This is a genomic window from Alistipes shahii WAL 8301, from assembly GCF_025145845.1.
In the GTDB taxonomy this organism is placed as follows: Bacteria; Bacteroidota; Bacteroidia; order Bacteroidales; family Rikenellaceae; genus Alistipes; species Alistipes shahii.
On record NZ_CP102253.1, the window covers coordinates 211,522 to 237,692 of the forward strand.

Sequence of the window (26,171 nt, forward strand, 5' to 3'; positions counted from 1 at the left end):
AACGACACCAAATATACGAAAATCGGATGCCCGATCTATTTTTCAAAGGCCGCAAGCACCTGCCGGACCTCTTTTCCGGTCAGCTGCCGCGACCATCCGACCCGGCTCCGGGGCGCGGCTCCGGGACCTTCGGAATGATATTCAGCGTAGAACGCGGTCCGGTGCGCGCGGGGTTTGGACCAGTCGTGCCACCCTTCGGGCACGATGTGCGGTCCCAGGTGGCAGCCGACGAAAACAGTCTGCGCATAATCGCGCCACGGGCGGCCCAGCCAGCACCGCGTGACCCCTTCGGCAGCGGTCAGGCGGCAGTTGCGGAAAACGAAACCCACGGGCTGTCCCTTGCAGGTCGAGGCCGCCGTGATGTAGGAATCGGCCTTCGAACGAATCTCGCAGTTGCAGAACAACGCCGCCGCCGAGCCGAAAATGAAGTCGGTCGTACCTTCGACATAGCAGTCGTCGAAGCGGATGCGGGCATTCTCCGCACAGGTCCGCCCGTCGCGGTTGCCTGCGCCGTAAAGGTAGAGCGTGTCCTGATTGCCCAGGAAGCGGCAGCCGATGAAATGCAGGTCCGTACCGAGGCATTGCACGGCGACGGCCTGCCCCACGCATCCGGCGGCATTCTCGAACGTCAGGCCGCGCACCGTCCAGCCGTCGCCGCCGAAATAGACGGTCGAGGAGCCGGAAGTGCCCAGCGGACGCCCCGTCGCACCGATCTTTGCGGCATAGTCGTCCCACGTGACCGTCACCGCGCCGCGCCGGTTTTCGAAGCCGGCTTTCGAAACCGCCGGCCGGTCCGTATCCGCCCCGATTCCGTGCACCCCCTCAAGGATAACATTGCGCTTGGTGGCGGGAACGACGACTTTCTCGCGGTAGACGCCTTCGCAGACGAGAATGCGGGTCGTATCGCGGCAGAAGTCGGGAACGGCGGCCACAGCTTCGGTCAACGTGAAAAAGTCGCCCGAGCCGTCCTGCGCGACCACGAAGTCGGAGGCGACGAGACGGCTGCCCAGTTCGGGAACCTCCGCCGGAAGCTGCGCGGCGATCATCCGCGCCACGGCGCGTGCGCCGCGGACGTTGAGGTGGGTGTCGTCCCGCCGTCCGTCGGGCCAGCGGGGACTGGTCCCGGGTTCGACCCACATGTAATATGCCCGGGAAGCCTCCTCGCCCAGCGACGACACCCATGCGCGGGTCAGCCGTTCGGCGTCGATCAACTGCGTTCCCTCCGCCGCGGCCACACGGCGCACGGCGTCGGCATAGGGTCCGTGGGTGTCGTCGAGCAGCCCATCGGCGAAACGACGGCGCACAATGGGCGTCAGCAGCACCGGGATCGCCCCCTTTTCGCGCGTTTCACGCACATAGCGGCGCAGGTTGCCGGCATACCGCTCCGGAGCGGCGTAGCGGGTCGAATCGTTCTGTTTCTGGTCGTTGTGCCCGAACTGGATGAAGACGTAGTCGCCGGGCTGCAATTTGTCATAAACGGCGGCCCAGCGCCCTTCGTCGCGGAACGATTTGGTCGAACGCCCGTTCGTGGCGTGGTTCTCGACCCGCACCGAACCGTCGAACAGCGGCTGGAACAGCTGCCCCCAGCCCCGCTCGGGATTCTGCCCGGCAAGCTCCTTCGCGGCGCACGTCGAGTCGCCTACGAGGTAGACGCGCAGCGTCCGCCCGCAAATACTTTCGAACGACAACACACATAATATCAACAAGAAAAACCGTCTCATCTCAAGCATCGGTTTAAACAGTGAACGGGAGGCGCTGCGACCGCCCGCCGCCGGATCGACTATTGCAAAGCAGTATAGGAGCCTCCCTTCACCTGCGACAGCGTGATGTCGCGGACCAGGTAGTGGAGGTAAACCTCGATGTTGGAATAGAGTTTCTGCGGGTCGAGCGTCGTGGCCGCAGCGTCGGAGGCGTCCTTCGGGTCGAGTCCGAGCAGTTCCTCGTAGTGATCGGGAATGCCGTCGCCGTCGGTATCCACCGCGGCGCGCGCGATCTCGCCGGCGGTCGCCGTGAGTTCGGGCCAGCCGCCCACGGCCGCCTGCGAGTCGATGATGCCGCCCGTCGAGCCGTTGCCTCCGTCGGGGAAGGTCGCCCTGCCGCTGCGGGCGTCGGTCTCGGCCCGCCGGTCGACGGCGTCGCGGCAGAGCGAGGCCCCGGCGTAGGACAACACAGCGTCGAACGCCCCGGCGGCCGTGTGCGTCGTGGTGTGGCACACCGTCACGCCGCCGGCCTTGATCGGAAGCGGCGCTGCGAGACGTCCCTCCGTGGTCGAGGGGTCATTGCCCTGCGGGTGGTAGTAAACGCCGCTCCACTGATCGCCGTTGATCGAGGAGGCATAGCTGCCGGCATGGTAGTTACCCGACATATAGAGCCGGGGATAGGCAGAACCGACGTTCGACGAGGAGTTGTGCCAGTAGGCGTCGACGAAATACCTCTTCTCCTTCGACGCCGGGCCGGGCTTGTAGTAGTTGTTCACGACGTTGAACGAGCCGTCCTCGCCGCCGTAGGTCGTATTGCTGCCCCAGTTGTAGATCACGTTGTTGCGGTAATCGACATTGCCGCGATGCGTCGAAAGATAGCTGCCGTAGACGCCCGGATGGTCGATGCGCGCGTTACGGCTGTCGTGGTTGGCCAGCAGGTTGTGGTGGAACGAGGCATTTTTGCCGCCCCAGATGCCGCCGTAGCCGTGGTCGCCCTTGCCGTGGGCCGATTTGCGCAGGCTCTCGGTCAGGAGACACCACTGCATCGTGAAATTCTGATTGGCGTAGAACGAGGCGCATTCGTCGATGGACCACGACATCGAACAATGGTCGAGAATGATGTCCTTGTGGTAACGGCCCCAGATGGTATCCGAGCCGTCGGAAAGGTTGCCGCCCGTATTGAGGTCGCCCAGGCGGAAACGCATATAGCGGATGATCACGTTGTCGGCGTCGACCACGACCGTCCCGCCGGCGATGCAGACGCCGCCGCCCGGGGCGGTCTGCCCCGCAACGGTGAGGTTGTCGTTCCGGATGCGCAGGTCGCTCGTCAGGTGGATCGTGCCGGCCACGTCGAAGACGACGATGCGTTTGCCCGAGGCCTCGACAGCGGCGCGGAACGATCCGGCGCCCGAGTCGTTGAGGTTGGTGACGCGGTAGATCCTGCCGCCGCGGCCGCCCGTCGTGTACATGCCGCCGCCCTCGGCGCCGGGGAAAGCGCGCAGCACGCCGTCGTTCTCGTTGGCCAAGGGAAGCCCCAGGTCCACGTCCGGATCGGCCGGCCCTTCCGTCGAGAAGGTCGCAAAATCGGAGAACGCCGAGTCCTGCCACCCGGCGGAACCGAGCGGAGCCGCGGCAAGCACGCGGAAACGGTAGGAAACGCCCGGTTCCATTTCGAAACGCTGCGATTGCAGACGCGTCGTGGCCGATTGCAGGGGCGCCGCAGCGTCGCCGGCATAGAGTTCGAAGGTGAAGCGCACGGCCTCGACCGGCTCGGAGATGCTCCAGCGCACCGTGGCCGTGCGGTCCGAAACCGCCACGGCGACATCAGGCACGGGAAGGGTTTTCATGTCGGGAACCGCCGCCGTGGAATCGTCGCCGCAACCGACGGCGAGAGCCAGCATCCCGGATAACAGTAAAATATCGGTACGAATCATGCGGATCGGTTTATTTGATTGCTACATACCGGGCCGCACCCTTCGACAGCGAAGCGTTGGCCCCGGTGATCTGCGGCGAGGAGACCTCGATCGAGCGGTTGCGGCTACCCGTCACGACAAGCGCGCGCTCCAGCCCTTCGGGGCAGACGAAGCCTTCGGCCGAAAGATTCTTCACGTTGTTGAGCATCAGCGCGGGACCCTGCTCGGGGATGATCTTCACGCCGCGCAGCACGACATCCGACGACTCGTTGATCTGCGCCCCCGTCACGGCGTAAATCTGCGTGTTCTCGACCGTGACGCGCTCGACGTTCATCTCCGGAAGTCCGTTGAAATACATCGCGCGCCGGGCGCCGCGGCACCACACGTTTCGGATATGGATGTCCCGGAAAGCCGGCGTGGTCTCATCGACCGGCTTGGGGGCGATGTCCGTGACTTCGGCGTCCCCGCCTTCGGCATGCGCCTCGGAGGCCGACTTGCCGCCGTAGAAAAGGTCGAACAGCAAGGGTTCCTGCAGGATGTTGTTCATGGCGATGTCCTCGATCCAGATATTCTCGACCACCCCGCCGCGGCCGCGCGCCGACTTGAAGCGCAGGCCCACGTCGGTTCCCGAGAAGGTGCAGTTCGAGACCCTGACGTTCCTGACGCCGCCCGACATCTCGCTGCCAACGACGAACCCGCCGTGGCCGTGGAAGACGATGCAGTTATCGACCAGAATATTCTCGCACGGAATGCCGCGGTCGCGGCCCGCCTTGTCCTTGCCGCTCTTGATGCAGATGCCGTCGTCGCCCACGTCGAAGCGCGAGTTGGTCAGCACGACGTTCCGGCACGACTCGATGTCGATGCCGTCGCCGTTCTGCGCATAGTCGGGGCATCGGACCGTAATGTCATTGACGATCAGATTGGTGCACATGGCCGGGTGGATGTTCCAGCAGGGCGAATTCTGGAAGATGACGCCCTCCAGCAGGACGTTCTCGCAATGGTGGACGGCAATCATCACCGGGCGCAGGAAGTCGTGCATGCGCTCGAAATCGGCGCGGGTTTTCGCCCACGTCGAAACGTTCTGGTCGGCGCCCGACGTGGCCCCGAACTTATAGCTTTCCGAAGGATACCACGTCTTGCCGTCGTCGGAGAGCACGCCCCCGCTTCTGACCAGCGTCTTCCACTGGCGGGGGTTGAGTTTGTCCTGCTTCACGGCGCGCCACGCATCGCCGTTGCCGTCGATCACGCCGCGGCCCGTGATGGCCACGTTTTTCACGCCCCGCGCCGAGATCGGCGACTGGCAGCGCAGCGTGTTGAGACCCTCGAACGTGGTCTCGACAAGCGGATAGAGCGTCTTGTCGTCGCTGAAAACGATGACGGCGTTCTGTTCGAGGTGCAGTTCGGTATTGTCTTTCAGCTCGATAGGCCCGGTGTACCAGACGCCTTCGGGAACGACCACACGACCGCCTCCCCGGGCGGCCAGGGCGGCGATGGCGTCGGCGAAAGCCGCGGTGTTGAGCGTATGGCCGTCGCCCGAGCCGCCGAAATCGGCGACGCTGACCGTATTCGAAGGAATCGCGGGCCGGGCGACCTGCGGCATCTCGAACGGAAGGTTGCAGGCCGGGGCGTGTGCGCGGCATCCTGCGGCGGCTGCCAGGAGCGCCGCGGCTGCGCAAATCGTCACTTGTCTGAAGTTCATAAGAGAGATGGTTTTATTCGTATACGTAAAATTTTCGCAATTTCAGGTATACAAAAGTACACTGCCCCCGCTTATCGGACAGGGATTTTTTGACGCAAACGATGCACTTTTTCTCAAAACTGTCTGATCCGCGAAACGACGACCGGGGTCCGGGCCGCCCCCACCGACTCCATCAGTCCCAGGACGCATTCGGTATCGCTGCGGTCCTTGAGCCATTCGCTCTTGCGCCAGATCATCTCGAACGCGTAGTCGATCCGTCCGCGGGCATCGGGTGTGAGCTGGAAGAGGTAACTGGTCTTGTCGTCGGTCTGCGAAACGATCTGCCTCTGCGGCACGGCGACGGCCAGCCCGACGCTCTCGCGCTCCCACTTCACGGTGTCGTTTTCGGGGAAGTCGCGCCCGAAGGCGGCGATCACGTTATCGTTCTTACAAACCTCGCTTTCGGCCATCTTCATCACGCCGGTCGTGAAGACCAGTCCCCTGAAGTCGCCCTCGATGCGGTTTTCGACCTGCACGTCGCCGTGCCCGGCGTAAAGAATGTAGCGCGAGGTCATCGTGATCTCGCGCCCTCCGTAGCGCCACCCTTCGACCCGCATTTCGACCACCGTGCGGATGGGTCCGTCGGCCAGAATGCGCGCTTCGCGGCGTTTGAAATCGGTGATGTGGACCATCTTTCTCTTTTCGGCGTCCCAGCCCTTGAGCGTCCCCACGCCCACCGACCCGAAGACGCGCAGGTTGTCGTGGCCGTAGCCGCGGGAGAGCTGCTCGTCCGAAGGATACCACATCGTCTCGGCCAGCTCGAGCTGCGGACGCTTCTTGCCGTAGGTGTCGACGGTCTGCTTGTTGTCGAAATAGATGCGGTAGGCGGCGTACTCCGACTCGAAGGCCGGGCCGTGGTGGTGCAGTTTATGGTACATGTCGTTCTTCTCCAAGGAGGCGCAGCCGACGGCTCGCAGGGTCTTGTCGGGGTTCTTGAGCCACATCTGGGCATGTACGCGTTTTTTGAAAACGCGCTTGTCGGGGTCCGAGGAGTAGAGAACCTGGAAATTCTGGCTGCCGGAAATGTCAGAGACGAAGACCAGTTCGTCCAGTTCCCGGTCCAGCTGGGAGGGAATCCGGTGAACGCCGCCGAGCGACACGACGGCGCTCTGCGCCCACTCGGGCACATCGCGGATCACGACCGGACATTCGGCGCGCTTGCCCGTGACCGTCACACGGTAGAGGCATTTCCGGGTTTTGGCATTCAGGCTGCAAACGGCCCCGAGGACCAGCAAAAGCAAGAGAATCCGTTTCATGGCTATTCCAGTTTTTCGATGATTCGTTCCGGTCGTGCACAGCTTGGGAGAGCCGCCGGGGGCAGTCCGCCCGGGAAAGCGCACGGCGCAGCTTCGGGCAGCACCTCGGCGAGCGGCCGCCCGAAACGGTTTTCCGGCGCAGGCTGCGCTGCGGCGGACACCGCGACAAAAGCAGCACACCATATGTAATATGCAACGGATGCGTTTCAAACCGGGGTGCGAGGATTTACGCAAAAATACAAATTTTGACCGCATTTCTTTGTATTTCCCTAAAAAGATTCTATATTTGCACACCCTTTCGGAGTTAACAGCCGGAAGGCGTGTCCGGAGAGGTGGGTGAGTGGCTGAAACCACCGGTTTGCTAAACCGACGTACGGGGCAACCTGTACCACGAGTTCGAATCTCGTCCTCTCCGCAAAAGCCGACACGCAAAGCGGCTATAAAACAGAAAACCCTGCAAGATCAACGACTTGCAGGGTTTTACTTTTCCGGTCTGCGATTGTTGTTGTCGTTGGAGACCGGGATTACGCGTGATCCGGGAACCGAACGGCTTCCGCCTCCGGACGATATGGCTCCGCCCGGAGGACGGAAGGTTTGGAACGGTTCTTGCCGGAGTCAAGCCTGCAATACAAAGTTCCGAACCTCAAGATGTTAAAGGAAGGGTTTCTGTTCACGTTCATATCCGCCTTCATGGCGCTGTTCCCGGTGGCCAACCCGGTGGGAGCCGGATTCCTGGTCAACGGACTGCTGTCGGGGCTGAACGACGAGGACCGCAGGTCGATCATCCGCAGAATCGTCACCGACTATCTGCTCGTCGGGCTGGGCAGCCTGGCCGTGGGGCATTTCGTGCTGTCGCTTTTCGGGCTTTCGCTCCCGGTCATCCAGCTGGGCGGAGGACTGCTGATCTGCCGCACCGCCCTGCAATGGCTCGGCGATTCGGACTCCTCGGTGGGACGGACGCAGGGCAAGGACGTCAACCCCATTCACAAATCGGCCATCGAGTCGCAGATCTTCTACCCGATCACCTTTCCCATCAGCATCGGCCCGGGCAGCGTCTCGGTCATCCTGACGCTGATGGCGTCGGTCAGCATGAAGAACGGCTGGGCGCGGGGCCTGCTCTCCTACGCGATCATCGCGCTGGTCATCGTACTGATGTGCCTGATACTTTATCTGTTCCTGTCGCAGGGCGAACGGATCATCCGCAAAATCGGCAACAGCGGCAGCATCGTCATCAACAAGATGGTCGCCTTCTTCACCTTCTGCGTCGGCGTCCAGATCGTCGTGACGGGCATCGCCAAGCTGTTCAACCTGCATGTCTGACCGAAAACCGGCCTCCCCGTCCCGGCCGGTCACTCCATTTCAGTCAGATGCTTCCAGTAACGACGGGGCATCATACGGCGCTGCTGGCGTTCGTTGATGCGCTGGGGGATCGCCAGCGCCCGGAAATAGTTTTTCCACAGCAGCTGAAACTGCCGCTCGTCCTCGGCGAGCCATTCGTCGGCAAGTTTGTCGGCGATCATTCCCCGGTCGTCCTCCAGCGTGACGCACCGCGCCGTATGCCCGTCGTAATAGTAGCCGCAATCGCGCCGCCTGTCGTAGATCAGCCACCGCTGGTCGGCGAAACGGTCGGTGAAATAGTCCACCGCCAACGGCAGGGCGTCGTGCTCGGGCGTGACGGCGGCGAAATAGGTCCCGTCGGCGGCTTTCTGGAGGCGGACGAACTGTTTGAGACGTTCCCGCTCGTGGGAGACCTTGAGCGCCAACTGGAAAAGGGACTTCATGTCGGGATCGGCCTGGTCGGCCACGACGCCTCCGCCCTCGTCGAAAACGCGGCGCAGACAGCGCAGCATCAGCAGGTCGCCCTGCGGCTGCTCCCCGTGCCAGGCATAGACGAACATCGAACGGGTGCGGGCGGTCAGCCGCCGTTCCAGTCCCCGCCACACACGGCCGGCATGCGCCTCGTCGGTCGCAACGTCGTGGACGCGCTCCGTAAAAAGCGGTTCGGGTTCCCCGGGGCCGATCAGCGCCTCGGGAAACGCCCGCATCGAGTAGGCATCGAACAGGGCCGACAGCAGCCCGTCGAAGGATTTGTCATATCGGAAAACCAGCATCGCGTCAGAAAAGGGTCAGTTGGCCTTCGTTATTACCCGTTTTCCGCCGCTGCGGAGCGGTCAGCAGGCGGCGCACCTGCTCGGGGCGCAGTTCGTTGACGCCCTGCCCCGCAGTAAGTTCCCGGCAGCTGATGAAATACTGCGCCTTCTTCATCACCACGCCGATCTGCCGCAGCGACTGCTGCGTCAGCGTCCGGTAGCGGCGCGAGGAGACGATCAGCCGGGCCGACTTGACCCCGATGCCCGGCACGCGCAGCAGAGCCTCGTAGTCCGCACGGTTGACATCGACAGGAAAAAACGCGGGATTCCGCAAAGCCCAGGCCAGCTTGGGGTCGATGTCGAGATCCAGCCGGGGCGTCTGCTCGTCGGCGATCTCCTCGGCGCGGAACCCGTAGAAACGCATCAGCCAGTCGGCCTGGTAGAGCCGGTTCTCGCGCACGAGCGGCGCCTTGTCGAGCGCCGGAAGCCGCTTGTCGTAGGGATTGACGGGAATGAAGCCCGAGTAGTAGACCCGCTTCATCGTGGGCCGTCCGTAGAGGGCCGACGAGAGCAGCAGGATGTCGCGGTCGCTCTCGTCCGTGGCCCCGACGATCATCTGCGTGCTCTGCCCGGCAGGAGCGAAGCGGGGCGCATGGCGGAAGCGCGTACGCTCCTCGGCGCTCTGGAGCACCCCCTGCTGGATGTAGCTCATCGGGCGGTAGATGCTTTCGTAATTCTTGTCGGGAGCCAGCAATTGCAGGTTGCGTTCGGTCGGGATTTCGATGTTGACGCTCATGCGGTCGGCGTAGCGTCCGGCCTCGGCCACCAGTTCGCGGCTGGCACCGGGAATGCTCTTCAGATGGATGTACCCGTTGAAACGGTGCACCGTGCGCAGGTCGCGGGCCACGCGGACCATGCGCTCCATCGTATAGTCGGGATCGCGGACGACGCCCGACGAGAGGAAAAGCCCCTCGATGTAGTTGCGGCGATAGAACTCGATGGTCAGTTCGGCCAGTTCGCCCGGCGTGAAGGCGGCGCGCGGAATGTCGTTGCTGCGGCGGTTGATGCAGTAGGCGCAGTCGTAGATGCAGACGTTGGTGAGCATGATCTTCAGCAGCGAGACGCAGCGTCCGTCGGCCGTGAAGGAGTGGCAGATGCCCCACCCCGCGGCGCTGCCCACCCCGCCCGCACGATGCTTGCGCGTCACGCCGCTCGAAGCGCACGAAACGTCGTATTTGGCCGACTCGGCCAGCACCTTGAGTTTTTCGAGCACCGTCTCCTTCATGGCGGCAAGTTATCGCTTTTTTCGGGAAAAACAGAGGTCCCGCGGGTAATTTTTCGCTCTTTTTCCCGATGTCGCTGGGCGTGTGGAAAATAGGGAAAAACAAAAAACGGGGCGGTAAAAACCGCCCCGCTCCGTATGGTATGGGGAGAAACGCTCTCCCGGAGATCCGTTCTGAAATAAAATCCGGAATTAGTACCGGTTGCGACCGTAACCGCCGCCGTTGCCGCCGTAGCCTCCGCCACGGTTGCCGCCGTAACCGCCTCCGCGATTGCCGCCGTAGCCGCCCGAAGAGCGCTCCTCGCGGGGACGAGCCACGTTGACCGTGATCGTCTGACCCTCGAAGCTGGTTCCGTTGAGCTGGTCGATGGCCTTCTGACCCTCTTCCTCATTGGGCATCTCGACGAAGCCGAAACCGCGCGAACGGCCCGTCTCCCGGTCGGTAATAACGTTAGCCGACGCTACTTCGCCGAACTGCATGAATAAATTTCCTAAGCCCTCACTGCTCGTGCCCCAGCTCAGATGCGAAACATAAATGTTCATTCTCTTGATAAGTTAATTAAAAAAGTGTTATTTGTTACTGATAACTATTCGTACTGCATTCATTCCCCGCGTGCCGCGTTCGAGTTCGAACGTCACCCGGTCCCCTTCGGCAATGCCCGCTGGGGCGTTGGTGATGTGAAAAAAGTATTTCTCGGAACCGGCGGCATCCTTGATGAAGCCGTAGCCTTTGGATGCGGTGAAATATTCCACCCGGCCGCTCATCGGCTCCTCCTCCTCGATTTCCGACTGTCTCGGGACCGAAATTTCGATCTGCGAGGCGTCGATCTCCTCCTTGGGCTTCACATCCTGCGGGGTCGTGTGAAGGACGCCGTTTTCGTCGACATACGCCAGCATGTCCTCGAAACTGCGGCTCCCGCCGCTCAGACGCTCCTCCTTTTTCTTCTGCTTGTCCTGACGTTTGGTCTGCTTTAATTTCTCTCTTTCTCTCTTTCCCGATGTAATTCGTTTGGCCATTTATCAATTATTTTTTTTGCAAATACCGAAGCGCACAAGGCGCACCGCTCCCAACAAAAGAGCAAGCTAATGAGGTCGATTTTGAGAATGGGGGAAACCGCGATGGACTGCGGGATCAAACACTTACAAAGAAAGATTCAAAACAAAACTCGATTGTTTGGCAACAAAGATACACATTTTATTCCAGAAATCCTATTTTTTCGGATTTTATCTCTTCCGCCGCATCTTTTTACCCGCCGAAAGCCCTCTGCCGCCCCTGTATTTCAAATTCGTTTCAGATTTACGCCCCAACTTTGCATCGCGGTTCCCCGGACTCTGCATATTTTTTGTACTTTTGTCCGACATGCAACCGAAAGAGAATTAACAGAAAGATACGATGAAAAAATTCCCGATCCTGCTCCTGCTGACCGCCTGCTGGTCGCTGGCCGCGGCACAGGAGAGGCCGCAGGTCCCTGCGGCGCAGAAACGCAACCTCCGCACCGAAATCATCGCGGCCGATTCGACCGGCGAACTGCTGGCACAGCTGCGCAACATGCCCAACATCGAGATCGGCAAGGGCATCACCTTCCGGCCCAAAAACGACTGGTTCGAACTGACGATGCGCTTCCGCATGCAGAACCTTCTGGCGCTGTCGTTCGACGACGACTTCACGCTCACCAAGACCGAAGCCCGCGTCAAACGGCTGCGGCTGCGCTTCGACGGTTACATCTATTCGCCCAAACTGGTCTACTCGGTCCAGCTGGGATTCACCTCCTACGACACAGAGCTGCTGCCCGGCGGCGACATGAACATCGTGCGCGACGCCATCGTCTACTACGTGCCCAACGCCACCTGGAACATCGGCTTCGGGCAGACCAAGATCAAGGCCAACCGCGCGCGGATCAACTCGTCGAGCGCCCTGCAATTCGTCGACCGGAGCATCGTCAACAGCGAATTCAACCTCGACCGCGACTTCGGGTTCTTCGGCGAATACAACATGCGCCACGGCGAGGGCTTCAACCTCTCGGCAAAAGGCTCCGTCACGCTGGGCGAAGGCCGCAACTGGGGCAGTTCGCCGACCGGAGGGCTGGCCTATACGGGGCGTCTGGAACTCTATCCGCTGGGACGCTTCAAGTCGAAGGGCGACGTCATCGAGGGCAACTACGAATTCGAGGAGCGGGTGAAGATTCTGCTCGCCGGAGCCTACTCCTACAACCACAAGGCCTCGCGGCTGAAGGGTCAGCGGGGAGCCGTGATGCCCGGCGACGCCACACGCAACCTGGGGTCCTATTTCGTCGATTTCATCCTCGAATACCGGGGCTTCGCCTTCTACACCGATTTCATGGGCCGTTCGTGCAGCGACCCGCTGTTCAGCCCCGAAACCGGAGCCTTCGTCTACAACGGGCAGGGTCTCAACGTGCAGACCAGCTACCTGTTCAACAAAAAATGGGAAATCGCCCTGCGCAACTCGACGCTGTTCCCGGACAGCGAAGTGCAGCCGCTGGCCGGATACCGCAACTGGAACCAGACCACGCTGGGCATCACGCGCTACATCATCGGCCACAGCCTCAAAGTGCAGGCCGACATGTCGTACAACACCCGGAGCAGGTCCATAGACCCCAATTACAACCGCTGGGAGATCCGCTTCCAGCTGGAGCTGGGGCTTTGACGGAGAGAACAGGCCGTCCGAAAAATCCGTCCGAAAAGTCCCCCGAAAAAAGTCACCCCTGCCGGAAGCTCTCCGGCAGGGGTGAAATCGTAAAAATCAGACTTCTCGGGCGACACCTATATATATTACAGGATTTTCAGGGCAATCTGCGCGCACGCCTCGGCATCGGCCAGCGCGTGGTGGTGGTTTTCGAGTTCGAAGCCGCAGGCGGCGGAGACGGTGTGCAGCTGATGGTTGGGCAGGCGGCTGCCGAAGGTGCGGCGCGAGGCCCGACAGGTGCAGTAGAAGGTATAACCGGGCCAGGGCATGCCGTACAGTTCGAAGACGGCCCGCAGGCAGCCTTCGTCGAAGGGCGAGTTGTGGGCCACGAGCGGCAGCCCCTCGATACGGGGTTCGATTTCGCGCCACACCGACGCGAAATCGGGGGCATCAGCCGTATCTTCATAGCGCAGACCGTGGATGGCCGTCGTGAAATGGCTGTAAAAATTGGGACGGGGACGGATCAGGCGGTAAAACGTATCGACCACCTCGCCGCCGCGCACGACGACGACGCCCACCGAGCAGACGCTCGTGCGCTTGCCGTTGGCCGTTTCGAAATCTATGGCTGCAAAATCTTTCATCGTATCGGTATATGCGAGCTGCAAATATACGCATTTCCGCGTCGGAGCGTACACCCCGAGCGAAAAAACTCCGTGTTTCGCCAACAAGAGGCCCCGTCCCGATCAGGTCCCGGAAAGCTCCGCGGCATCGTCCCCGAGGCCGATGGACTGCACCCGCTGTTCGAAATCCCGCTCCGGAACGAGCGAACGCAGCCGCATGCGCGAACGGTAGCTGTACACCGTATTGACCGAACAGTGCAGCAGTGCGGCGATGGTCGCCGTGTCGGTGATGCCCAGCCGGACCAGCGCGAAGATGCGCAGTTCGGTCGTGAGGCTTCCCGGACGGCGGACCCCGATGCGCGCATCGTCGGCGAGCAGGCGGTTGAACTCCCCGATGAACGAGGGGAAAAGCCCCAGGAAGGTGGTGTCGAAATTGTGGTAAAACTCTTTCAGTTCGTCGCTCCGGACATCGGTTCCGGCGTACTCGCGGCGCAGCTCGTCGGAACGGCCGTCGCGCAGCATCCGGCCGACATGACGGTAGGTGTCGGCCAGTTTGTAGATATATTCGGAGATCGTCTTCAGGAACCCGCCGATATAAACCTCCTTGATGCGGTTGGCGTCGGCGATGCGGATGTTCTGCCGGCTCAAGTCGGCATTGGTTTCGCGCAGGCTGGCAGCCAGCTCGGCCAGTTTCCCGTTCGACTCGCGCAGGGTCTGCTGCACGGCGTTGAGCCGCCGGTTCTGGCGCAGGACGAACAGCACGCCTCCGATTGCCGAGAGGGCGAAAAGAAAGGCCAGAAGGATCAGCGCGACGTACATCGCGCGCAGACGGGCATTGCGCTCGCTGTACGCCTGCTCGATCTGGGGCAGAATCGCCATGTCGCGCCACGAACGGATAGGCGAATTGTAGGCCTGCGTGTCGTTGATCGCAACGCGGATACACCGCATCGCCCGTGCGGCGTCGCCCCGGCGCAGCAGCTCTTCGGCCACGCCGCCCAAGGCGCCGTAGTCGCGGACCGCCCCCTGCACATCGGCCATGGCGGCGTGCACGAGCCATTCGAAACGAGCCGCTTCGTCGCCCCGGAACCTTTCGGTCTCCGAACGGTAGAACGCCGCCCGGGCATAGTCGTGCGACACGGGCGGAGCGCATGCCAACGCACTGTCGCAGGCCGCGGCGGCACGGTCGCAATCCCCTTCGTCCACGGCGACGAGGTAGGCGAAATAGAAACGTTTCGAAATGTCGCCGGTGGTTTCCAGCGCACGGCGGGCATAGTACTCCTCGCAGGCCCGAAACCGGTCGCGCTCCGCCCCCGGCTCGCTCTGGCTGCGGCACTCGCGGTTCTGGCGATGCTGCGCGGCATAATAGGCCGCCTGCGTCGCACGGCTCATATGCAGCGTGTCGGTCGCCCCGGCCAGCACCCGGTCGGCTTCGAGGAAGCGGCCGTTCATGCTGTAACACATCGCCATGACCGATTTGGCGCGGATCGTCAGGTCGGCATTCCCCGCCCTTTCGGCCAGCGCGACATTCCGGCGCAGGTAGGCGATCGTCGAGTCGCTCTGGTAGGCGAAATAACGCTCCGCAATCTCCGCCGTGACGGCATAACGCGCCCCGAACCCGAGGGTGTCGCCGCATAGCAGGGATTTGAGCGAGTCGAGGCGCGCTTCGTGACGGAGCAGGAACTCCTCGCGGCGGTCGAGCAGACCGTCCAGGCGGCGAAGCAGCGTATGTATGTCCGAAGGTTCCCCGGCACGCAGACCGGATGCGGAGACGACGAGAAAGGCCGCGAAAAGGAGAGGCAGTTTTTTCATTTCAGGCAACGGATTTGCACAAATATAACGATAAAAAGCATGCAAAAGCAAATTATCAGGCCTGTTTTATTTGTATAATTCAACGCCATCCGAAGCATCAATCAACTGGTTTTCAGAAAACTGACAGTTCATATCGTTTATATTTTTCCGAAGAGCCGTTCCGGCGGGCCGTTCATGCGCTAACTTTGCAGAAGACAGAAACGCAAACCAATTCAAAAAACGATGAAAACCTCCGTAAAACTTTTGCTCGCCTTCGCAACGGCAGCCGCGACGATCGCACCGGCCGCCGCCCAGCAGGTCGTAGCGTGGGACGAGGCCTACCGGCAGGCCGACGCCCGGATCGCACAGCTGACCCTCGACGAGAAGATCTCGTTCATGCGCGGCTACTCCTCGTTCTTCTTCTACGGCGTGCCCGAGAAAGGCATGCCCTACATCTATCTCTCCGACGCCACGCAGGGCGTGCACATGCGCGACAACCTGTCCGACCCGACGATGGTCCGCCAACTGGAGCGTTCGACGGCCTTTCCGTGCCCGATCTCCCTCGCAGCGACCTTCAACCCGTCGCTGGCCTATCGTTATGCCGAAGCCGTGGGCGAAGAGTGCCGCGCCGGAGGCATCGAAGTCCTGCTGGGTCCGGGCATGAACATCTACCGCAACTCGCAGAACGGACGCAACTTCGAATACATGGGCGAAGATCCGCTGCTCGCCTCGGCGATGGTCGCCGAGTATGTGAAGGGCATGCAGTCGACGGGAACCGTGGCGTGTCTGAAACACTTCATCTGCAACGAGACGGAATTTTACCGCCGCCGCTCGAACTCGATCGTCGACGAACGGGCGCTGCACGAACTCTACCTGCCGCCGTTCAAGGCCGGCATCGACGCTGGCGTGGGTTACGTGATGACCTCCTACAACCGCCTCAACGGCGAGTGGGCCGGGCAGAACGCCGACCTGATCCGGCGCATCCTGCGCGGCGAGCTGGGATTCCGGGGCTGCGTGATGAGCGACTGGTCGTCGGTGAACGACACGGAGAAGGTGGTCAAGAGCGGCCAGAACGTCGAGATGCCGGGCCGCAAGGAGTTCTTCGGCGAGGTGCGCGCGCTGCTCAAGGAGGGCCGCATCACCGAAAAGGATATTGAGAAAATGATCCGCCCCAACATCGCCACGAGCATCGCCTTCGGACTTTATGACCGGGAGAAGTACGTTCCCGCCCTGCTGGAGAAATTCCCGGCGCACAAGCAGACCGGCTACGACGTGGCCGCCGAGGGCATCGTACTGCTGCGCAACAACAGCATCCTGCCCCTCGCCGAAGGCCGCAAAATCCTGCTGACGGGACGCTTCACCGAGCAGATTCCCCGCACGGGAGGCAGCACGTCGTCCTCGGCCGAGGTGCTGGGCTACGACAACGTGACGCTGACCGCGGCGCTCCGCGAGGTCTACGGCGATGCGGTCCGCGTCGTCGAAAAACCCTCCCGCGAGGAGCTGGCCGCCGCCGACGTGGTGCTGCTCTCGACGGGCACGATCGACGTGGAGTCGTTCGAACGCCCCTTCGCGCTGCCCAAGGAGGAGGAGGCCTTCATCCGCACGGCCGTCGAGTCCAATCCCAACACCATCGTGCTGGTCAACTCGGGTTCGGGAATCCGCATGGGCGGCTGGAACGACAAAGCCGCGGCGGTGATCTACGGCTGGTATCCGGGCCAGAGCGGCTTCACGGCGCTGGCCGACATTCTTTCGGGCAAACTGTCGCCCTCGGGCAAACTGCCCATGACCATCGAGAAGGAGTTCAACGACTCCCCCGCCAAAGGCACGATGCCCGCCGGCGCGGAGTTCTACAACAAGGCGCCCCGCGCCTACAACGAACGCCTGATCCAGCTCTACGACATCGACTACAAGGAGTCGGTGCTGGTCGGCTACCGCTGGTACGAGACCAAGGGCATCGCACCGCTCTACCCCTTCGGATTCGGACTTTCGTACACCACGTTCGAGCTTTCGAAACCCCGCGCCCCGAAGGTGTTCCCCGCCGACAAGCCGCTGAAGGTGAGCGTCACGCTGACCAACACGGGCGACCGCGAGGGCGCGGAGGTCGTGCAGCTCTACGTCACGGAGAACGCCCCGACGGTCCTCCGGCCGAAAAAGGAGCTGAAAGGCTTCCGGAAAGTGACCCTGGCCCCCGGCAAAAGCGCCGTCGTGGAGTTCGAACTCGACCGGCAGGCGCTGGCGTTCTGGGACACGCAGTCGCGCGGCTGGAAGGTCAACCCGGGCGAATACACCCTTTCGCTGGGAACCTCGTCGGCCGACATCGCCGCCACGCTGCCCGTCTCGGTGAAATAACCCCGCAGCGGCAAGAAAGGACCGCATCCGCGGAGAGTTCACTATTGACTATCGTAAACGAGGTTTCGGTTTCCAGGCCATCGCCTCGTTTACTTTTTTTGCCTTTCATTGCGCATCATACTGAATGACAACATGCAGTCTCTCGCCTTCTCGCCCATTCCCGAACAGAATCCGATCGAAGCATACGGCAATATGCTGCATTCGGACGGATTCATCTCCGTTTCCGGTATATATCTCCGGAAAATTTGCCGGTTCCATACGAACAGTTAATTTTGTAATAGATTCAGTTTATCGGAATGCGTAAATCGGTATTCATACTGCTAACGGTTTTCACGGCCTGCCTGCTCTGCAAGGAGTCGGGGAACAGGCCGGACACTCCATGGAAATTCACGAATGAAACGTTCCTAACCCGTGGGGGGGGGAATTTACTTGCCGACCAATGGCAATGCGAATACGTCTATAATTCCGATTTAAGTCTTACCGGTGTCTTGCAGGAGTGCGAAAAAGCACGCACGTCCGTATCCATGTTCCAGCACGGAGCCCAAGGGCGCTCGCGTGCTGCGTTTTTATCAATGTGTTGCGTCACATACGGTATTTCGGGCGTTTCCGGACTCGTTGCAAGGGTGCACAGAAAAGGTTTCGCTGCCGGACTGCATGCCGTAGACCATTACGTCTACCGTCTGCGCCGGCTCATTATTTAGCCATGCGGCAAGAAGATTCACAAAAAGCCATGCATGCTGTTTACAGCGAAACAATCTATATCGGGCATCGCCGCCCAGGGCTTTTCCATAGCCCGTCCTAAACAAAAAATGCGCGTACACTGCGGCATAATGCCCGGCCGCATCAGGCCCCGACAATCAAGGCCCGCACGCGCTCCCCGTTTTCAAGCCCGTCACCGTGTCCTTCATTTTTTCACCCGCACCTCGTACAGGTCGCTGCGACGGTCCTTGAGGTTGCGGACGCTGCCGTAGGTGTGCAGCTCGTTCAACAGGTTCAGGTTAATGTCCGAAATAAGGATCATCTCCGTATTGGGCGTCGCCTCCGCACGCCGTCCGTCCGTCGGAAAAGCGAAATCGCAGGGCGTGAAGACTCCGGAGCGCGCATACTGAATGTCCATGTTGTGCACCTTGGGCAGGTTGCCCACACTGCCGGCGATCACCACGAAACATTCGTTCTCGATGGCGCGGGCATGGGCGCAGACTTGCACGCGCGAATAGGCATTCTGCGTATCCGTGAGGAACGGCACGAAGAGAATCTGCATCCCCTCGGAGGCCATAATGCGTGAAAGTTCCGGAAACTCAACGTCGTAGCAGATCAATACGCCGATCTTCGCACAGTCCGTCTCGAACGTGCGGATCGTCTTGCCGCCGCTCAATCCCCAGCACTTCATCTCGTCGGGCGTAACGTGCAATTTTTCATACATTTCGTAAGTTCCGTCACGGCGGCAGAGGAACCCCACGTTGTAAAGCTGCCCGTCGTCTTTGATCTGGGGCATGCTGCCCGTGATGATATTGATGTTGAACTTAATGGCCAATGCGATAAACCGGTCCCGGATTTCATCCGTATATTGCGCCAGCCCGCGAATGGCCTCCGATTCGCTGACATCGTTGAACCGCGCCATAAGCGGAGCGTTGAAATATTCGGGAAAAAGAACGAAATCGCTCTGATAGCCGCTCACGGAATCGACGAAAAACTCCACCTGTTCGAACAGGTCGTCAAGGGTCTTGTAGCTGCGCATTTGCCACTGTACGATGCCTACGCGCACCGTGGTTTTGGGCAGGATGTACTCCTCGGTCGGAGCCTGATAATAGATGTTGTCCCACTGAAGCAGGCAGGCGTAGTGGCGCGACTCCTCGTCGTTGGGCAGATAGTTGCGCATTACTTTACGGACATGGAAATCGTTCGAGAGCTGGAACAACAGCACAGGATCGACAATTTCACGTTGGCGCACTTTGTCTATATATTCCTTGGGGCGCATCTGTTCCGCATACTTATGGTAGTTGGGCAGACGGCCCCCGAACATGATGGCTTTCAGGTTGAGTTTTTCGCACAGTTCCTTGCGGTATTCGTACATGCGCCGCGCCAGCCGCAGTCCCCGGTAGTCGGGATGGATGAAGACCTCGATGCCGTAGAGGATGTTACCCTTGCGGGTGTGGGTGTCGAATGTTTCATTCCCCGTAACCTGGGCGTAGGTGTGGTCGTTCTTCACGTCATCGTAATTCACAATGATCGAAAGCGCGCAGCCTACGATCTTGCCGTCCACGACTACGACGATCTGCCCCTCCGGGAAGATGCGAATCAGTTTGTCGATTTGCTTCGGCGTCCAAAAAACGTCGCTTCCATCGGCATAGACGCGGGTAAATGAGCTGGCCAGCTGGTCATAATCTTCACGCTGCAAGTTGCGGATCTCTACTTTGTTAATTTCCAACGGTTCCATAAATTCGTTTTTGGGGATACAAATGTATGAAAATAATGCCTGTGAAAAAACAACGGCAAGTTCTTTTTCACCAGTACCGGCGAATTACAGAATGCAGCCTGTCATTGATGATCCGACACGCTGCGGCACTCCTTGAAGGAGCGGACCTCTTCCGGAATTTCCATGACGACGGTCGGAATACGCGAAACGCCCGCTGCGGATTGCAGTTCAGAACGATGCATATAAACAAAAGCAAACGAGGCGACGGCTTGGAAACCGAAACCTCGTTTACAACAGTGAATTTCCCGCGGATGCGGTCCTTTTTCATAACGGGAATCCCCCTACTCCCACTCGATGGTTGCGGGCGGTTTGGAGGAGATGTCGTAGACTACGCGGTTGACCCCCTTGACCTTGTTGATGATGTCGTTCGACACGTTGGCCAGGAACTCGTAGGGCAGGTGCACCCAGTCGGCCGTCATGCCGTCCGTGGAGGTCACGGCGCGCAGGGCCACGCAGCTCTCGTAGGTGCGCTCGTCGCCCATCACGCCGACGCTCTTCACCGGAAGCAGGACAGCCCCCGCCTGCCACACCTGGTCGTACAGCCCGGCGGCGCGCAGCGAGTCGATATAGATTTTGTCGACGTTCTGGAGGATTTCGACCTTCTCGGGCGTGATGTCGCCCAGAATGCGGATCGCAAGGCCCGGTCCCGGGAAGGGATGGCGGCCGATCAGCTGTTCGGAAATGCCCATCGAACGGCCCACGCGGCGCACCTCGTCCTTGAACAGCAGGCGCAGCGGCTCGACGATCTTCAGGTTCATCTTCTCGGGAAGCCCGCCGACGTTGTGGTGCGACTTGATCGTGGCCGAAGGGCCGTTGACCGAACACGACTCGATCACATCCGGATAGATCGTACCCTGCGCCAGCCACTTGACGTCCTTGATCTGAATGGCCTCCTCGTTGAAAACCTCCACGAAGTCGCGGCCGATGATCTTGCGCTTCCGCTCGGGGTCCGTAACGCCCGCCAGATCGCCCAGGAACTTGGCCGAGGCATTCACGCCCTTGACGTTCAGCCCCATGTGCTTATAGGACTCCAGCACCTCCCCGAACTCGTTCTTGCGCAGCAGGCCCGAGTCGACGAAGACGCAGTAGAGGTTCTTGCCGATGGCCTTGTGCAGCAGCACGGCCGCCACCGACGAATCCACGCCGCCCGAAAGCGCCAGCACGACCTTGTCGTCGCCCAGCTTCTCGCGCAGTTCGCGCACGGTAGCCTCCACGAAACCCTCCGAGGTCCACGACTGCCCGCAGCCGCAGATGTCCACGACGAAGTTTTTGAGCAGCTGCGTGCCGTCGGTCGAATGGTACACTTCGGGGTGGAACTGGATGCCCCACGTCTGCTCGCCCCCGACGTGGAAGGCGGCGACGCGCACGTCCTCGGTGCTGGCGATCAGTTCATAGTTGTCGGGCACGCGCGTAATGGTGTCGCCGTGCGACATCCACACCTGCGTGCGGGCCGGAAGGCCGCGCATCAGCGCATCCGAGGCGTCGCCCACGGTGAGCATCGCACGGCCGTATTCGCGGCTGGGCGCGGGCTGCACCTCGCCGCCGAAAGCCGAGGCGAGGAACTGCGCGCCGTAGCAGACGCCCAGCAGCGGCAGTTTGCCCTTGATGGCCGAAAGGTCGGGAGTCGGGGCCTGTGCGTCCCGCACGGAGAAGGGACTGCCCGAAAGAATCACGCCCCGCACCGACGCGTCTATCGCCGGAATTTTGTTGAAGGGGTGGATTTCGCAATAGACGTTCAGTTCGCGGACACGGCGTGCGATCAGCTGCGTGTACTGCGATCCGAAGTCGAGAATCAGGATTTTTTCCATATCAGTCGTTCAATTACTTTCCAAAATTTCGATAGCCCACCCACACGCGCCGGAGAAGATAACCCAACGCCGCCGCAAGGACCAGCGTACGCAGCACCGGGAGGCGGGTGATCAGCCATGCGGCGAACAGTGCGAACGCCGCCGCCAGAATCCACCAGTCGTATTTCGAAACCGGGAGTCCCATCTACCGTTCGCTCGAATAGTTGGGCGCCTCGCTCGTGATGGCTACGTCGTGCGGATGGCTCTCCTGCATGCCCGAAGCCGTGATGCGGATGAACCGGGCCTGCTTGAGCGTCTCGATGTCCTTCGCGCCGCAGTAGCCCATGCCCGAACGGACGCCGCCGATGAGCTGGTAAACCGTCTCGGAAAGGGAGCCCTTGAACGGCACGCGCGCGGCGATGCCTTCGGGAACGAGCTTGCTGATGTTGCCTTCGCAGCCCTTCTGGAAATAGCGGTCGGCCGACCCGGCCTTCATGGCGTCGATCGAGCCCATGCCGCGGTAGCTCTTGAACTTGCGGCCGTTGAAGATGATCGTCTCGCCCGGAGCCTCCTCCGTGCCGGCGAACATCGAACCGATCATCACGCAGTCGCCGCCCGCAGCCAGCGCCTTGACCAGATCGCCCGAATAACGCAGTCCGCCGTCGGCGATCACCGGAACGCCGCTCTCGCGGGCCACGCAGGCCACGTCGTAGATGGCCGTCAGCTGGGGAACGCCCACACCCGCGATGATGCGCGTCGTGCAGATCGAACCGGGACCGATGCCGACCTTCACGCCGTCGGCGCCGTTCTCGATCAGGTAGCGCGCGGCCCCGCCCGTGGCGATGTTGCCCACCACGACGTCGAGCGACGGATAAACCTCCTTGATCCGCTTGAGCATCGAAACGATGTTGGCCGAATGGCCGTGCGCCGAGTCGAGCACCACGGCGTCGACGTCCTCGGCGACCAGCGCCTTCACGCGGTCCATCGCGTCGGGCGTAACGCCGACGCCGGCCGCCACGCGCAGGCGGCCCTTCGCGTCCTTGCAGGCATTGGGGTGATCCTGCACCTTGGTGATGTCCTTATAAGTGATCAGCCCCACCAGACGGCCTGCGTCGTCCACCACGGGGAGCTTTTCGATCTTGCTGTTGAGCAGTATTTCCTGGGCGTGGGCCAGTTCGGGATTGTGCGTCGTCACGAGGCGGTCGCCGGGCGTCATCACCTCCTCGATGCGGCGCGACATGTCGCGCTGGAAACGCAGGTCGCGGTTGGTGACGATGCCGATAAGCATCCTGTCCGCATCCACGACCGGAATGCCTCCGATCTTGTTCTCTTTCATCAGGTTCAGCGCGTCGCCGACGGTGTGGTCCTTGGAAATGGTCACCGGATCGTAGATCATGCCGTTCTCGGCGCGCTTCACCTTGCGGACCTGCGCGGCCTGCTCGGCGATGGTCATGTTCTTGTGGATCACGCCGATTCCTCCTTCCCGCGCCAGGGCGATGGCCAGCGGCGCTTCGGTTACCGTGTCCATGGCGGCGGACACAATGGGGATGTTGAGAGAGATATTTCGCGAGAAACGGGTCTGGACATTGACCTCTCGCGGCAACACTTCCGAATAGGCGGGTATAAGCAGCACATCGTCGAAGGTAAGTCCTTCGGGCTGAACCCTTTCATTGATAAAAGACATAATGAACGTGGATTTTTGTTGCTCGCAAATGTAGTGATTTTTTTCGAAACGGCCTAATTTCCGGACCTATCCGCCGATTTTTTTATCAACATTCTATCAATAGGTTCGGCGTAAGACTTTTTGTGTTATCTTTGAATGCAGAATCAATCCACCATTCCGAAATGAAAAGAGACCTGCTCCTCCTGCTTGCGGCCGCCGTCGCCGGCTGCGCACCCCGACATACGATCACGGGGCATATCGACAACCTGACCAACGATTCACTCTGCATCGTGCACTGCGCGATCGAAGATATGCCCGGTCTCAAAGGAGATGACGACCAACGGATCACCTACGACACGATCGTCGCCGCCAACGGGCGATTTGCATACGACATGCCCGTCGAGCTGCCGACACAATTCATCATCATCCCCATGCAGCTCATGGAATTCGATCAGGGAAGACGCCATTCGACCAGCACTTCGGACATGAAATTATTCCTCGACAAGGGCGAACAGGTGAAAATCGAGGGCCGGATCGACTCGACGGTTTTCAACTGCACGCTTTCGGGCACACGTCTCAACGAAGATCACAGCCGCCATTATCAGGAATTGCGGCCCTTCTGGATCGAAGGCCAGCGATTGCAGGATGCCATGGCCGGAAAAAGCCGCGCGGAACAGGAAGCGCTCTACGAGCGGTTCCGGCAGGTGATGGCCCGCCGCCGGGCTTGCGAAATGGACTACATCGACGCCAATCCGGACAACCCGCTCGCAGGATACTGCCTGACGAAAATACCCATCGACAGCGTTTTAACATACCACGAACGACTCGCCGATGCGGCCCGCAACTCGATATTTAGGCCATTGCTCGAACCGCTGCTGGCCAAAGCCGGAAAATACCGCCTGATCCGGCTGGCCGAAGCGAAGATCGTCGCCGGCAGCCCCGCTCCGGACTTCACGCTGAAAACCGCCGACGATAAGAATTTCACCCTCTCGTCGCTTCGCGGAAAGTATGTCGTGCTCGACTTCTGGGGCAGCTGGTGCGGATGGTGCATCAAAGGAATCCCGAAGATGAAGAGATACTACGACCGTTATAAAAGCAAACTGGAAATAGTCGGCATCGACTGCAACGACACTCCGGAGAGATGGCTCGCCGCGGTCGAAGAACACCGGCTGCCGTGGATCAACGTCTACAATCCGAAAGACGTTCCGGCAGCGGAAGACATCTCCGTCGAATATGCTGTCAGCGGATACCCCACCAAGGTGATCATCGGTCCCGACGGCCTCATCATCGGAAAATACGCGGGCGAAGGACCCGATTTCTACGAGGCCCTGCACAAGACGATCCAATAGCCTTCTTTAGCCTTCTGCAACGCAAGCCCCGGCTGGAACATTCCAGCCGGGGCTTGCGTGTATAAGGAATCAGGGACTAATACTGCTCCTTTTCGTTGGGGAAATCGCACTCCTTCACATCCCTGACATACTGCTCCACGGCACCGGTCATCACCGTGTGCAGGTCAGCGTAGCGGCGCAGGAAGCGCGGCGAGAACCCTTTGTTGATACCCAGCATGTCGTGGATCACGAGCACCTGGCCGTCGCAGCCCGCGCCGGCGCCGATGCCGATCGTCGGGGTCGGAATCTCGGCGGTCACGCGCGCGGCCAACGCCGCGGGAATCTTTTCGAGCACGATGCCGAAACAGCCCGCCTCGCTCAACAGGTGCGCGTCGCGCAGCAGCTTTTCGGCCTCGGCCTCCTCCTTGGCGCGGACGGCGTAGGTTCCGAACTTGTGGATCGACTGGGGCGTCAGGCCGAGGTGTCCCATGACGGGAATGCCGGCCGAGAGAATGCGCTGGACCGATTCGAGGATCTCCTCGCCGCCCTCCATCTTCACGGCGTCGGCCTCGGTCTCCTTCATAATGCGGATGGCCGAATCGAGCGCCACCTTCGAGTTGCCCTGATAGGTTCCGAACGGCAGGTCGACGACGACCAGCGCCCGCTCCACGGCACGCACGACCGAACGGGCGTGGTAGATCATCATATCGAGGGTGATGGGAACCGTGGTCTCGTAACCGGCCATCACGTTGGCGGCCGAGTCGCCCACGAGAATCACGTCGATACCCGCGGCATCGACGATCTTCGCCATCGAATAGTCGTAAGAGGTGAGCATGGCGATCTTCTCGCCCCGCTGTTTCATCTCCGTCAGGCGGTAAGTCGTTACCGCGCGGACGGTGCTTTCTACTGACATTTTTTCAGATTTTAAGTTTTACAACGCGGCAAAGTTAACGCTTCGGACGGATTTGGCAAAAGAAACTCCATAAAACGACGCCGCCCGACACCGAGACGTTGACCGAATGCTTGGTCCCGGCCTGCGGGATTTCGACGGCCCCGTCGCACCGGTCGACGGCCTCCTGCCCCACGCCGTCGACCTCGTTGCCGAAGACGAGCGCATACTTCACCCCCGGCGCGGCACGGAACGCGTCGAGCATCACGGCCCCCTCGACCTGCTCCACGGCGTAGACCGCATATCCTTCGGCACGCAGCTGCGCAATGCACCCGACGGTCGAAGCGCAATAACTCCAGGGCACGGTCATCTCGGCCCCCAGAGCCGTTTTGTGAATGTCACGGCTGGGCGGAGTGGCGGTGATGCCGCACAGGACGATCCGCTCCACGGCGAAAGCGTCGCCCGTGCGGAAAAAGGCCCCGACGTTCTGGGCCGAACGAACGTTGTCCAGCACCACCGTGACAGGCATCTTTTCCATCGCGGCGAACTCCTCGGCCGAAGGCCTGCCGAGTTCTTCGTTGGTGATTTTGCGCATAATGGGTTCGGAACGATTGATTTCGGGGGCAAAAGTAAATAAAATTAAAATCT

At 60.8% G+C, this 26,171-nt stretch carries 20 protein-coding genes and 1 tRNA gene; 5 read left to right on the forward strand and 16 right to left on the reverse strand.

Annotated features, from left to right (window positions below):
* Window positions 1-35 precede the first annotated feature (35 nt).
* The 4 genes from NQ492_RS00955 to NQ492_RS00970 form a co-directional block, all read right to left on the reverse strand.
* The gene (locus NQ492_RS00955) at window positions 36-1,721 is read right to left on the reverse strand and encodes a pectinesterase family protein (protein WP_259873534.1); all 1,686 of its coding nucleotides are present in this window, start codon (window positions 1,719-1,721) and stop codon (window positions 36-38) included.
* A 59-nt stretch (window positions 1,722-1,780) separates the two neighbouring features.
* Window positions 1,781-3,634, reverse strand: coding sequence for a pectate lyase family protein (locus tag NQ492_RS00960; RefSeq protein WP_157359459.1), 1,854 nt, complete (start codon window positions 3,632-3,634; stop codon window positions 1,781-1,783).
* 10 nt (window positions 3,635-3,644) lie between these two features.
* Window positions 3,645-5,312, reverse strand: a complete 1,668-nt coding sequence (locus NQ492_RS00965) for a glycoside hydrolase family 28 protein (protein ID WP_015546582.1) — start codon at window positions 5,310-5,312, stop codon at window positions 3,645-3,647.
* Between the two features lie 113 nt (window positions 5,313-5,425).
* Window positions 5,426-6,607, reverse strand: coding sequence for a DUF4861 family protein (locus NQ492_RS00970; protein WP_015546581.1), 1,182 nt, complete (start codon window positions 6,605-6,607; stop codon window positions 5,426-5,428).
* A 326-nt stretch (window positions 6,608-6,933) separates the two neighbouring features.
* On the opposite strand from NQ492_RS00970, the gene NQ492_RS00975 reads away from it, so the two are divergent.
* Both NQ492_RS00975 and NQ492_RS00980 read left to right on the forward strand, forming a co-directional pair.
* Window positions 6,934-7,022 (forward strand) — tRNA-Ser (locus NQ492_RS00975).
* Window positions 7,023-7,255: 233 nt separating this feature from the next.
* Window positions 7,256-7,927 carry a MarC family protein gene (locus NQ492_RS00980; protein WP_015546580.1) on the forward strand — a complete coding sequence of 224 codons (672 nt, stop codon included), beginning with the start codon at window positions 7,256-7,258 and terminating at the stop codon, window positions 7,925-7,927.
* A 29-nt stretch (window positions 7,928-7,956) separates the two neighbouring features.
* Here the strand turns inward: NQ492_RS00980 and NQ492_RS00985 are convergent, their stop codons facing one another.
* The 4 genes from NQ492_RS00985 to NQ492_RS01000 all read right to left on the reverse strand — a co-directional run bounded on the left by NQ492_RS00985 (window position 7,957) and on the right by NQ492_RS01000 (window position 10,996).
* The gene (locus tag NQ492_RS00985) at window positions 7,957-8,718 is read right to left on the reverse strand and encodes a TIGR03915 family putative DNA repair protein (RefSeq protein WP_015546579.1); all 762 of its coding nucleotides are present in this window, start codon (window positions 8,716-8,718) and stop codon (window positions 7,957-7,959) included.
* Window positions 8,719-8,722: 4 nt separating this feature from the next.
* A complete protein-coding gene (locus NQ492_RS00990) occupies window positions 8,723-9,982 on the reverse strand; it encodes a putative DNA modification/repair radical SAM protein (protein WP_015546578.1) in 1,260 nt (419 codons plus the stop codon).
* Window positions 9,983-10,171: 189 nt separating this feature from the next.
* Window positions 10,172-10,522, reverse strand: coding sequence for an RNA recognition motif domain-containing protein (locus NQ492_RS00995; RefSeq protein ID WP_015546577.1), 351 nt, complete (start codon window positions 10,520-10,522; stop codon window positions 10,172-10,174).
* A gap of 27 nt (window positions 10,523-10,549) precedes the next feature.
* Complete coding sequence (locus NQ492_RS01000) at window positions 10,550-10,996, reverse strand: cold-shock protein (RefSeq protein ID WP_015546576.1); 447 nt, start codon at window positions 10,994-10,996, stop codon at window positions 10,550-10,552.
* A gap of 376 nt (window positions 10,997-11,372) precedes the next feature.
* Between NQ492_RS01000 and NQ492_RS01005 the strand changes: the two genes are divergently transcribed.
* Complete coding sequence (locus tag NQ492_RS01005; protein WP_015546575.1) at window positions 11,373-12,644, forward strand: porin; 1,272 nt, start codon at window positions 11,373-11,375, stop codon at window positions 12,642-12,644.
* A 125-nt stretch (window positions 12,645-12,769) separates the two neighbouring features.
* Here the strand turns inward: NQ492_RS01005 and NQ492_RS01010 are convergent, their stop codons facing one another.
* Both NQ492_RS01010 and NQ492_RS01015 read right to left on the reverse strand, forming a co-directional pair.
* Window positions 12,770-13,264: a 3'-5' exonuclease gene (locus tag NQ492_RS01010; RefSeq protein ID WP_022062360.1), complete on the reverse strand. Its 495-nt coding sequence runs from the start codon at window positions 13,262-13,264 to the stop codon at window positions 12,770-12,772.
* Between the two features lie 102 nt (window positions 13,265-13,366).
* Window positions 13,367-15,052 carry a DUF6377 domain-containing protein gene (locus NQ492_RS01015; protein ID WP_015546574.1) on the reverse strand — a complete coding sequence of 562 codons (1,686 nt, stop codon included), beginning with the start codon at window positions 15,050-15,052 and terminating at the stop codon, window positions 13,367-13,369.
* A 222-nt stretch (window positions 15,053-15,274) separates the two neighbouring features.
* Here NQ492_RS01015 and NQ492_RS01020 point away from each other — a divergent pair, with 222 nt between their 5' ends.
* Window positions 15,275-17,380 carry a beta-glucosidase gene (locus NQ492_RS01020; protein ID WP_015546573.1) on the forward strand — a complete coding sequence of 702 codons (2,106 nt, stop codon included), beginning with the start codon at window positions 15,275-15,277 and terminating at the stop codon, window positions 17,378-17,380.
* Window positions 17,381-18,284: 904 nt separating this feature from the next.
* Here NQ492_RS01020 and NQ492_RS01025 read toward each other — a convergent pair.
* The 4 genes from NQ492_RS01025 to guaB all read right to left on the reverse strand — a co-directional run bounded on the left by NQ492_RS01025 (window position 18,285) and on the right by guaB (window position 23,327).
* Window positions 18,285-19,817, reverse strand: a complete 1,533-nt coding sequence (locus NQ492_RS01025; protein WP_147620680.1) for a bifunctional GNAT family N-acetyltransferase/carbon-nitrogen hydrolase family protein — start codon at window positions 19,815-19,817, stop codon at window positions 18,285-18,287.
* Between the two features lie 320 nt (window positions 19,818-20,137).
* Window positions 20,138-21,664 carry a glutamine-hydrolyzing GMP synthase gene (gene guaA / locus NQ492_RS01030; RefSeq protein ID WP_015546572.1) on the reverse strand — a complete coding sequence of 509 codons (1,527 nt, stop codon included), beginning with the start codon at window positions 21,662-21,664 and terminating at the stop codon, window positions 20,138-20,140.
* A gap of 13 nt (window positions 21,665-21,677) precedes the next feature.
* Window positions 21,678-21,848, reverse strand: a complete 171-nt coding sequence (locus NQ492_RS01035) for a hypothetical protein (RefSeq protein ID WP_015546571.1) — start codon at window positions 21,846-21,848, stop codon at window positions 21,678-21,680.
* Complete coding sequence (gene guaB, locus NQ492_RS01040; RefSeq protein ID WP_015546570.1) at window positions 21,849-23,327, reverse strand: IMP dehydrogenase; 1,479 nt, start codon at window positions 23,325-23,327, stop codon at window positions 21,849-21,851.
* 161 nt (window positions 23,328-23,488) lie between these two features.
* On the opposite strand from guaB, the gene NQ492_RS01045 reads away from it, so the two are divergent.
* Entirely contained in the window at window positions 23,489-24,655 is a 1,167-nt protein-coding gene (locus NQ492_RS01045) for a TlpA disulfide reductase family protein (protein WP_015546569.1), read from the forward strand.
* A 76-nt stretch (window positions 24,656-24,731) separates the two neighbouring features.
* On the opposite strand, the gene panB is transcribed toward NQ492_RS01045, so the two are convergent.
* Both panB and NQ492_RS01055 read right to left on the reverse strand, forming a co-directional pair.
* Window positions 24,732-25,547: a 3-methyl-2-oxobutanoate hydroxymethyltransferase gene (gene panB, locus NQ492_RS01050; RefSeq protein WP_022061504.1), complete on the reverse strand. Its 816-nt coding sequence runs from the start codon at window positions 25,545-25,547 to the stop codon at window positions 24,732-24,734.
* 34 nt (window positions 25,548-25,581) lie between these two features.
* Window positions 25,582-26,118, reverse strand: a complete 537-nt coding sequence (locus NQ492_RS01055) for a TrmH family RNA methyltransferase (RefSeq protein WP_015546567.1) — start codon at window positions 26,116-26,118, stop codon at window positions 25,582-25,584.
* Window positions 26,119-26,171: the final 53 nt, after the last annotated feature.

Bases quoted from the DNA above. Each gene is read 5' to 3' on its own strand.
- NQ492_RS00955 (WP_259873534.1), bottom strand. From the start codon at position 1,721: ATGAGACGGTTTTTCTTGTTGATATTATGTGTGTTGTCGTTCGAAAGT.
- NQ492_RS00960 (WP_157359459.1), bottom strand. From the start codon at position 3,634: ATGATTCGTACCGATATTTTACTGTTATCCGGGATGCTGGCTCTCGCC.
- NQ492_RS00965 (WP_015546582.1), bottom strand. From the start codon at position 5,312: ATGAACTTCAGACAAGTGACGATTTGCGCAGCCGCGGCGCTCCTGGCA.
- NQ492_RS00970 (WP_015546581.1), bottom strand. From the start codon at position 6,607: ATGAAACGGATTCTCTTGCTTTTGCTGGTCCTCGGGGCCGTTTGCAGC.
- NQ492_RS00980 (WP_015546580.1), top strand. From the start codon at position 7,256: ATGTTAAAGGAAGGGTTTCTGTTCACGTTCATATCCGCCTTCATGGCG.
- NQ492_RS00985 (WP_015546579.1), bottom strand. From the start codon at position 8,718: ATGCTGGTTTTCCGATATGACAAATCCTTCGACGGGCTGCTGTCGGCC.
- NQ492_RS00990 (WP_015546578.1), bottom strand. From the start codon at position 9,982: ATGAAGGAGACGGTGCTCGAAAAACTCAAGGTGCTGGCCGAGTCGGCC.
- NQ492_RS00995 (WP_015546577.1), bottom strand. From the start codon at position 10,522: ATGAACATTTATGTTTCGCATCTGAGCTGGGGCACGAGCAGTGAGGGC.
- NQ492_RS01000 (WP_015546576.1), bottom strand. From the start codon at position 10,996: ATGGCCAAACGAATTACATCGGGAAAGAGAGAAAGAGAGAAATTAAAG.
- NQ492_RS01005 (WP_015546575.1), top strand. From the start codon at position 11,373: ATGAAAAAATTCCCGATCCTGCTCCTGCTGACCGCCTGCTGGTCGCTG.
- NQ492_RS01010 (WP_022062360.1), bottom strand. From the start codon at position 13,264: ATGAAAGATTTTGCAGCCATAGATTTCGAAACGGCCAACGGCAAGCGC.
- NQ492_RS01015 (WP_015546574.1), bottom strand. From the start codon at position 15,052: ATGAAAAAACTGCCTCTCCTTTTCGCGGCCTTTCTCGTCGTCTCCGCA.
- NQ492_RS01020 (WP_015546573.1), top strand. From the start codon at position 15,275: ATGAAAACCTCCGTAAAACTTTTGCTCGCCTTCGCAACGGCAGCCGCG.
- NQ492_RS01025 (WP_147620680.1), bottom strand. From the start codon at position 19,817: ATGGAACCGTTGGAAATTAACAAAGTAGAGATCCGCAACTTGCAGCGT.
- guaA (WP_015546572.1), bottom strand. From the start codon at position 21,664: ATGGAAAAAATCCTGATTCTCGACTTCGGATCGCAGTACACGCAGCTG.
- NQ492_RS01035 (WP_015546571.1), bottom strand. From the start codon at position 21,848: ATGGGACTCCCGGTTTCGAAATACGACTGGTGGATTCTGGCGGCGGCG.
- guaB (WP_015546570.1), bottom strand. From the start codon at position 23,327: ATGTCTTTTATCAATGAAAGGGTTCAGCCCGAAGGACTTACCTTCGAC.
- NQ492_RS01045 (WP_015546569.1), top strand. From the start codon at position 23,489: ATGAAAAGAGACCTGCTCCTCCTGCTTGCGGCCGCCGTCGCCGGCTGC.
- panB (WP_022061504.1), bottom strand. From the start codon at position 25,547: ATGTCAGTAGAAAGCACCGTCCGCGCGGTAACGACTTACCGCCTGACG.
- NQ492_RS01055 (WP_015546567.1), bottom strand. From the start codon at position 26,118: ATGCGCAAAATCACCAACGAAGAACTCGGCAGGCCTTCGGCCGAGGAG.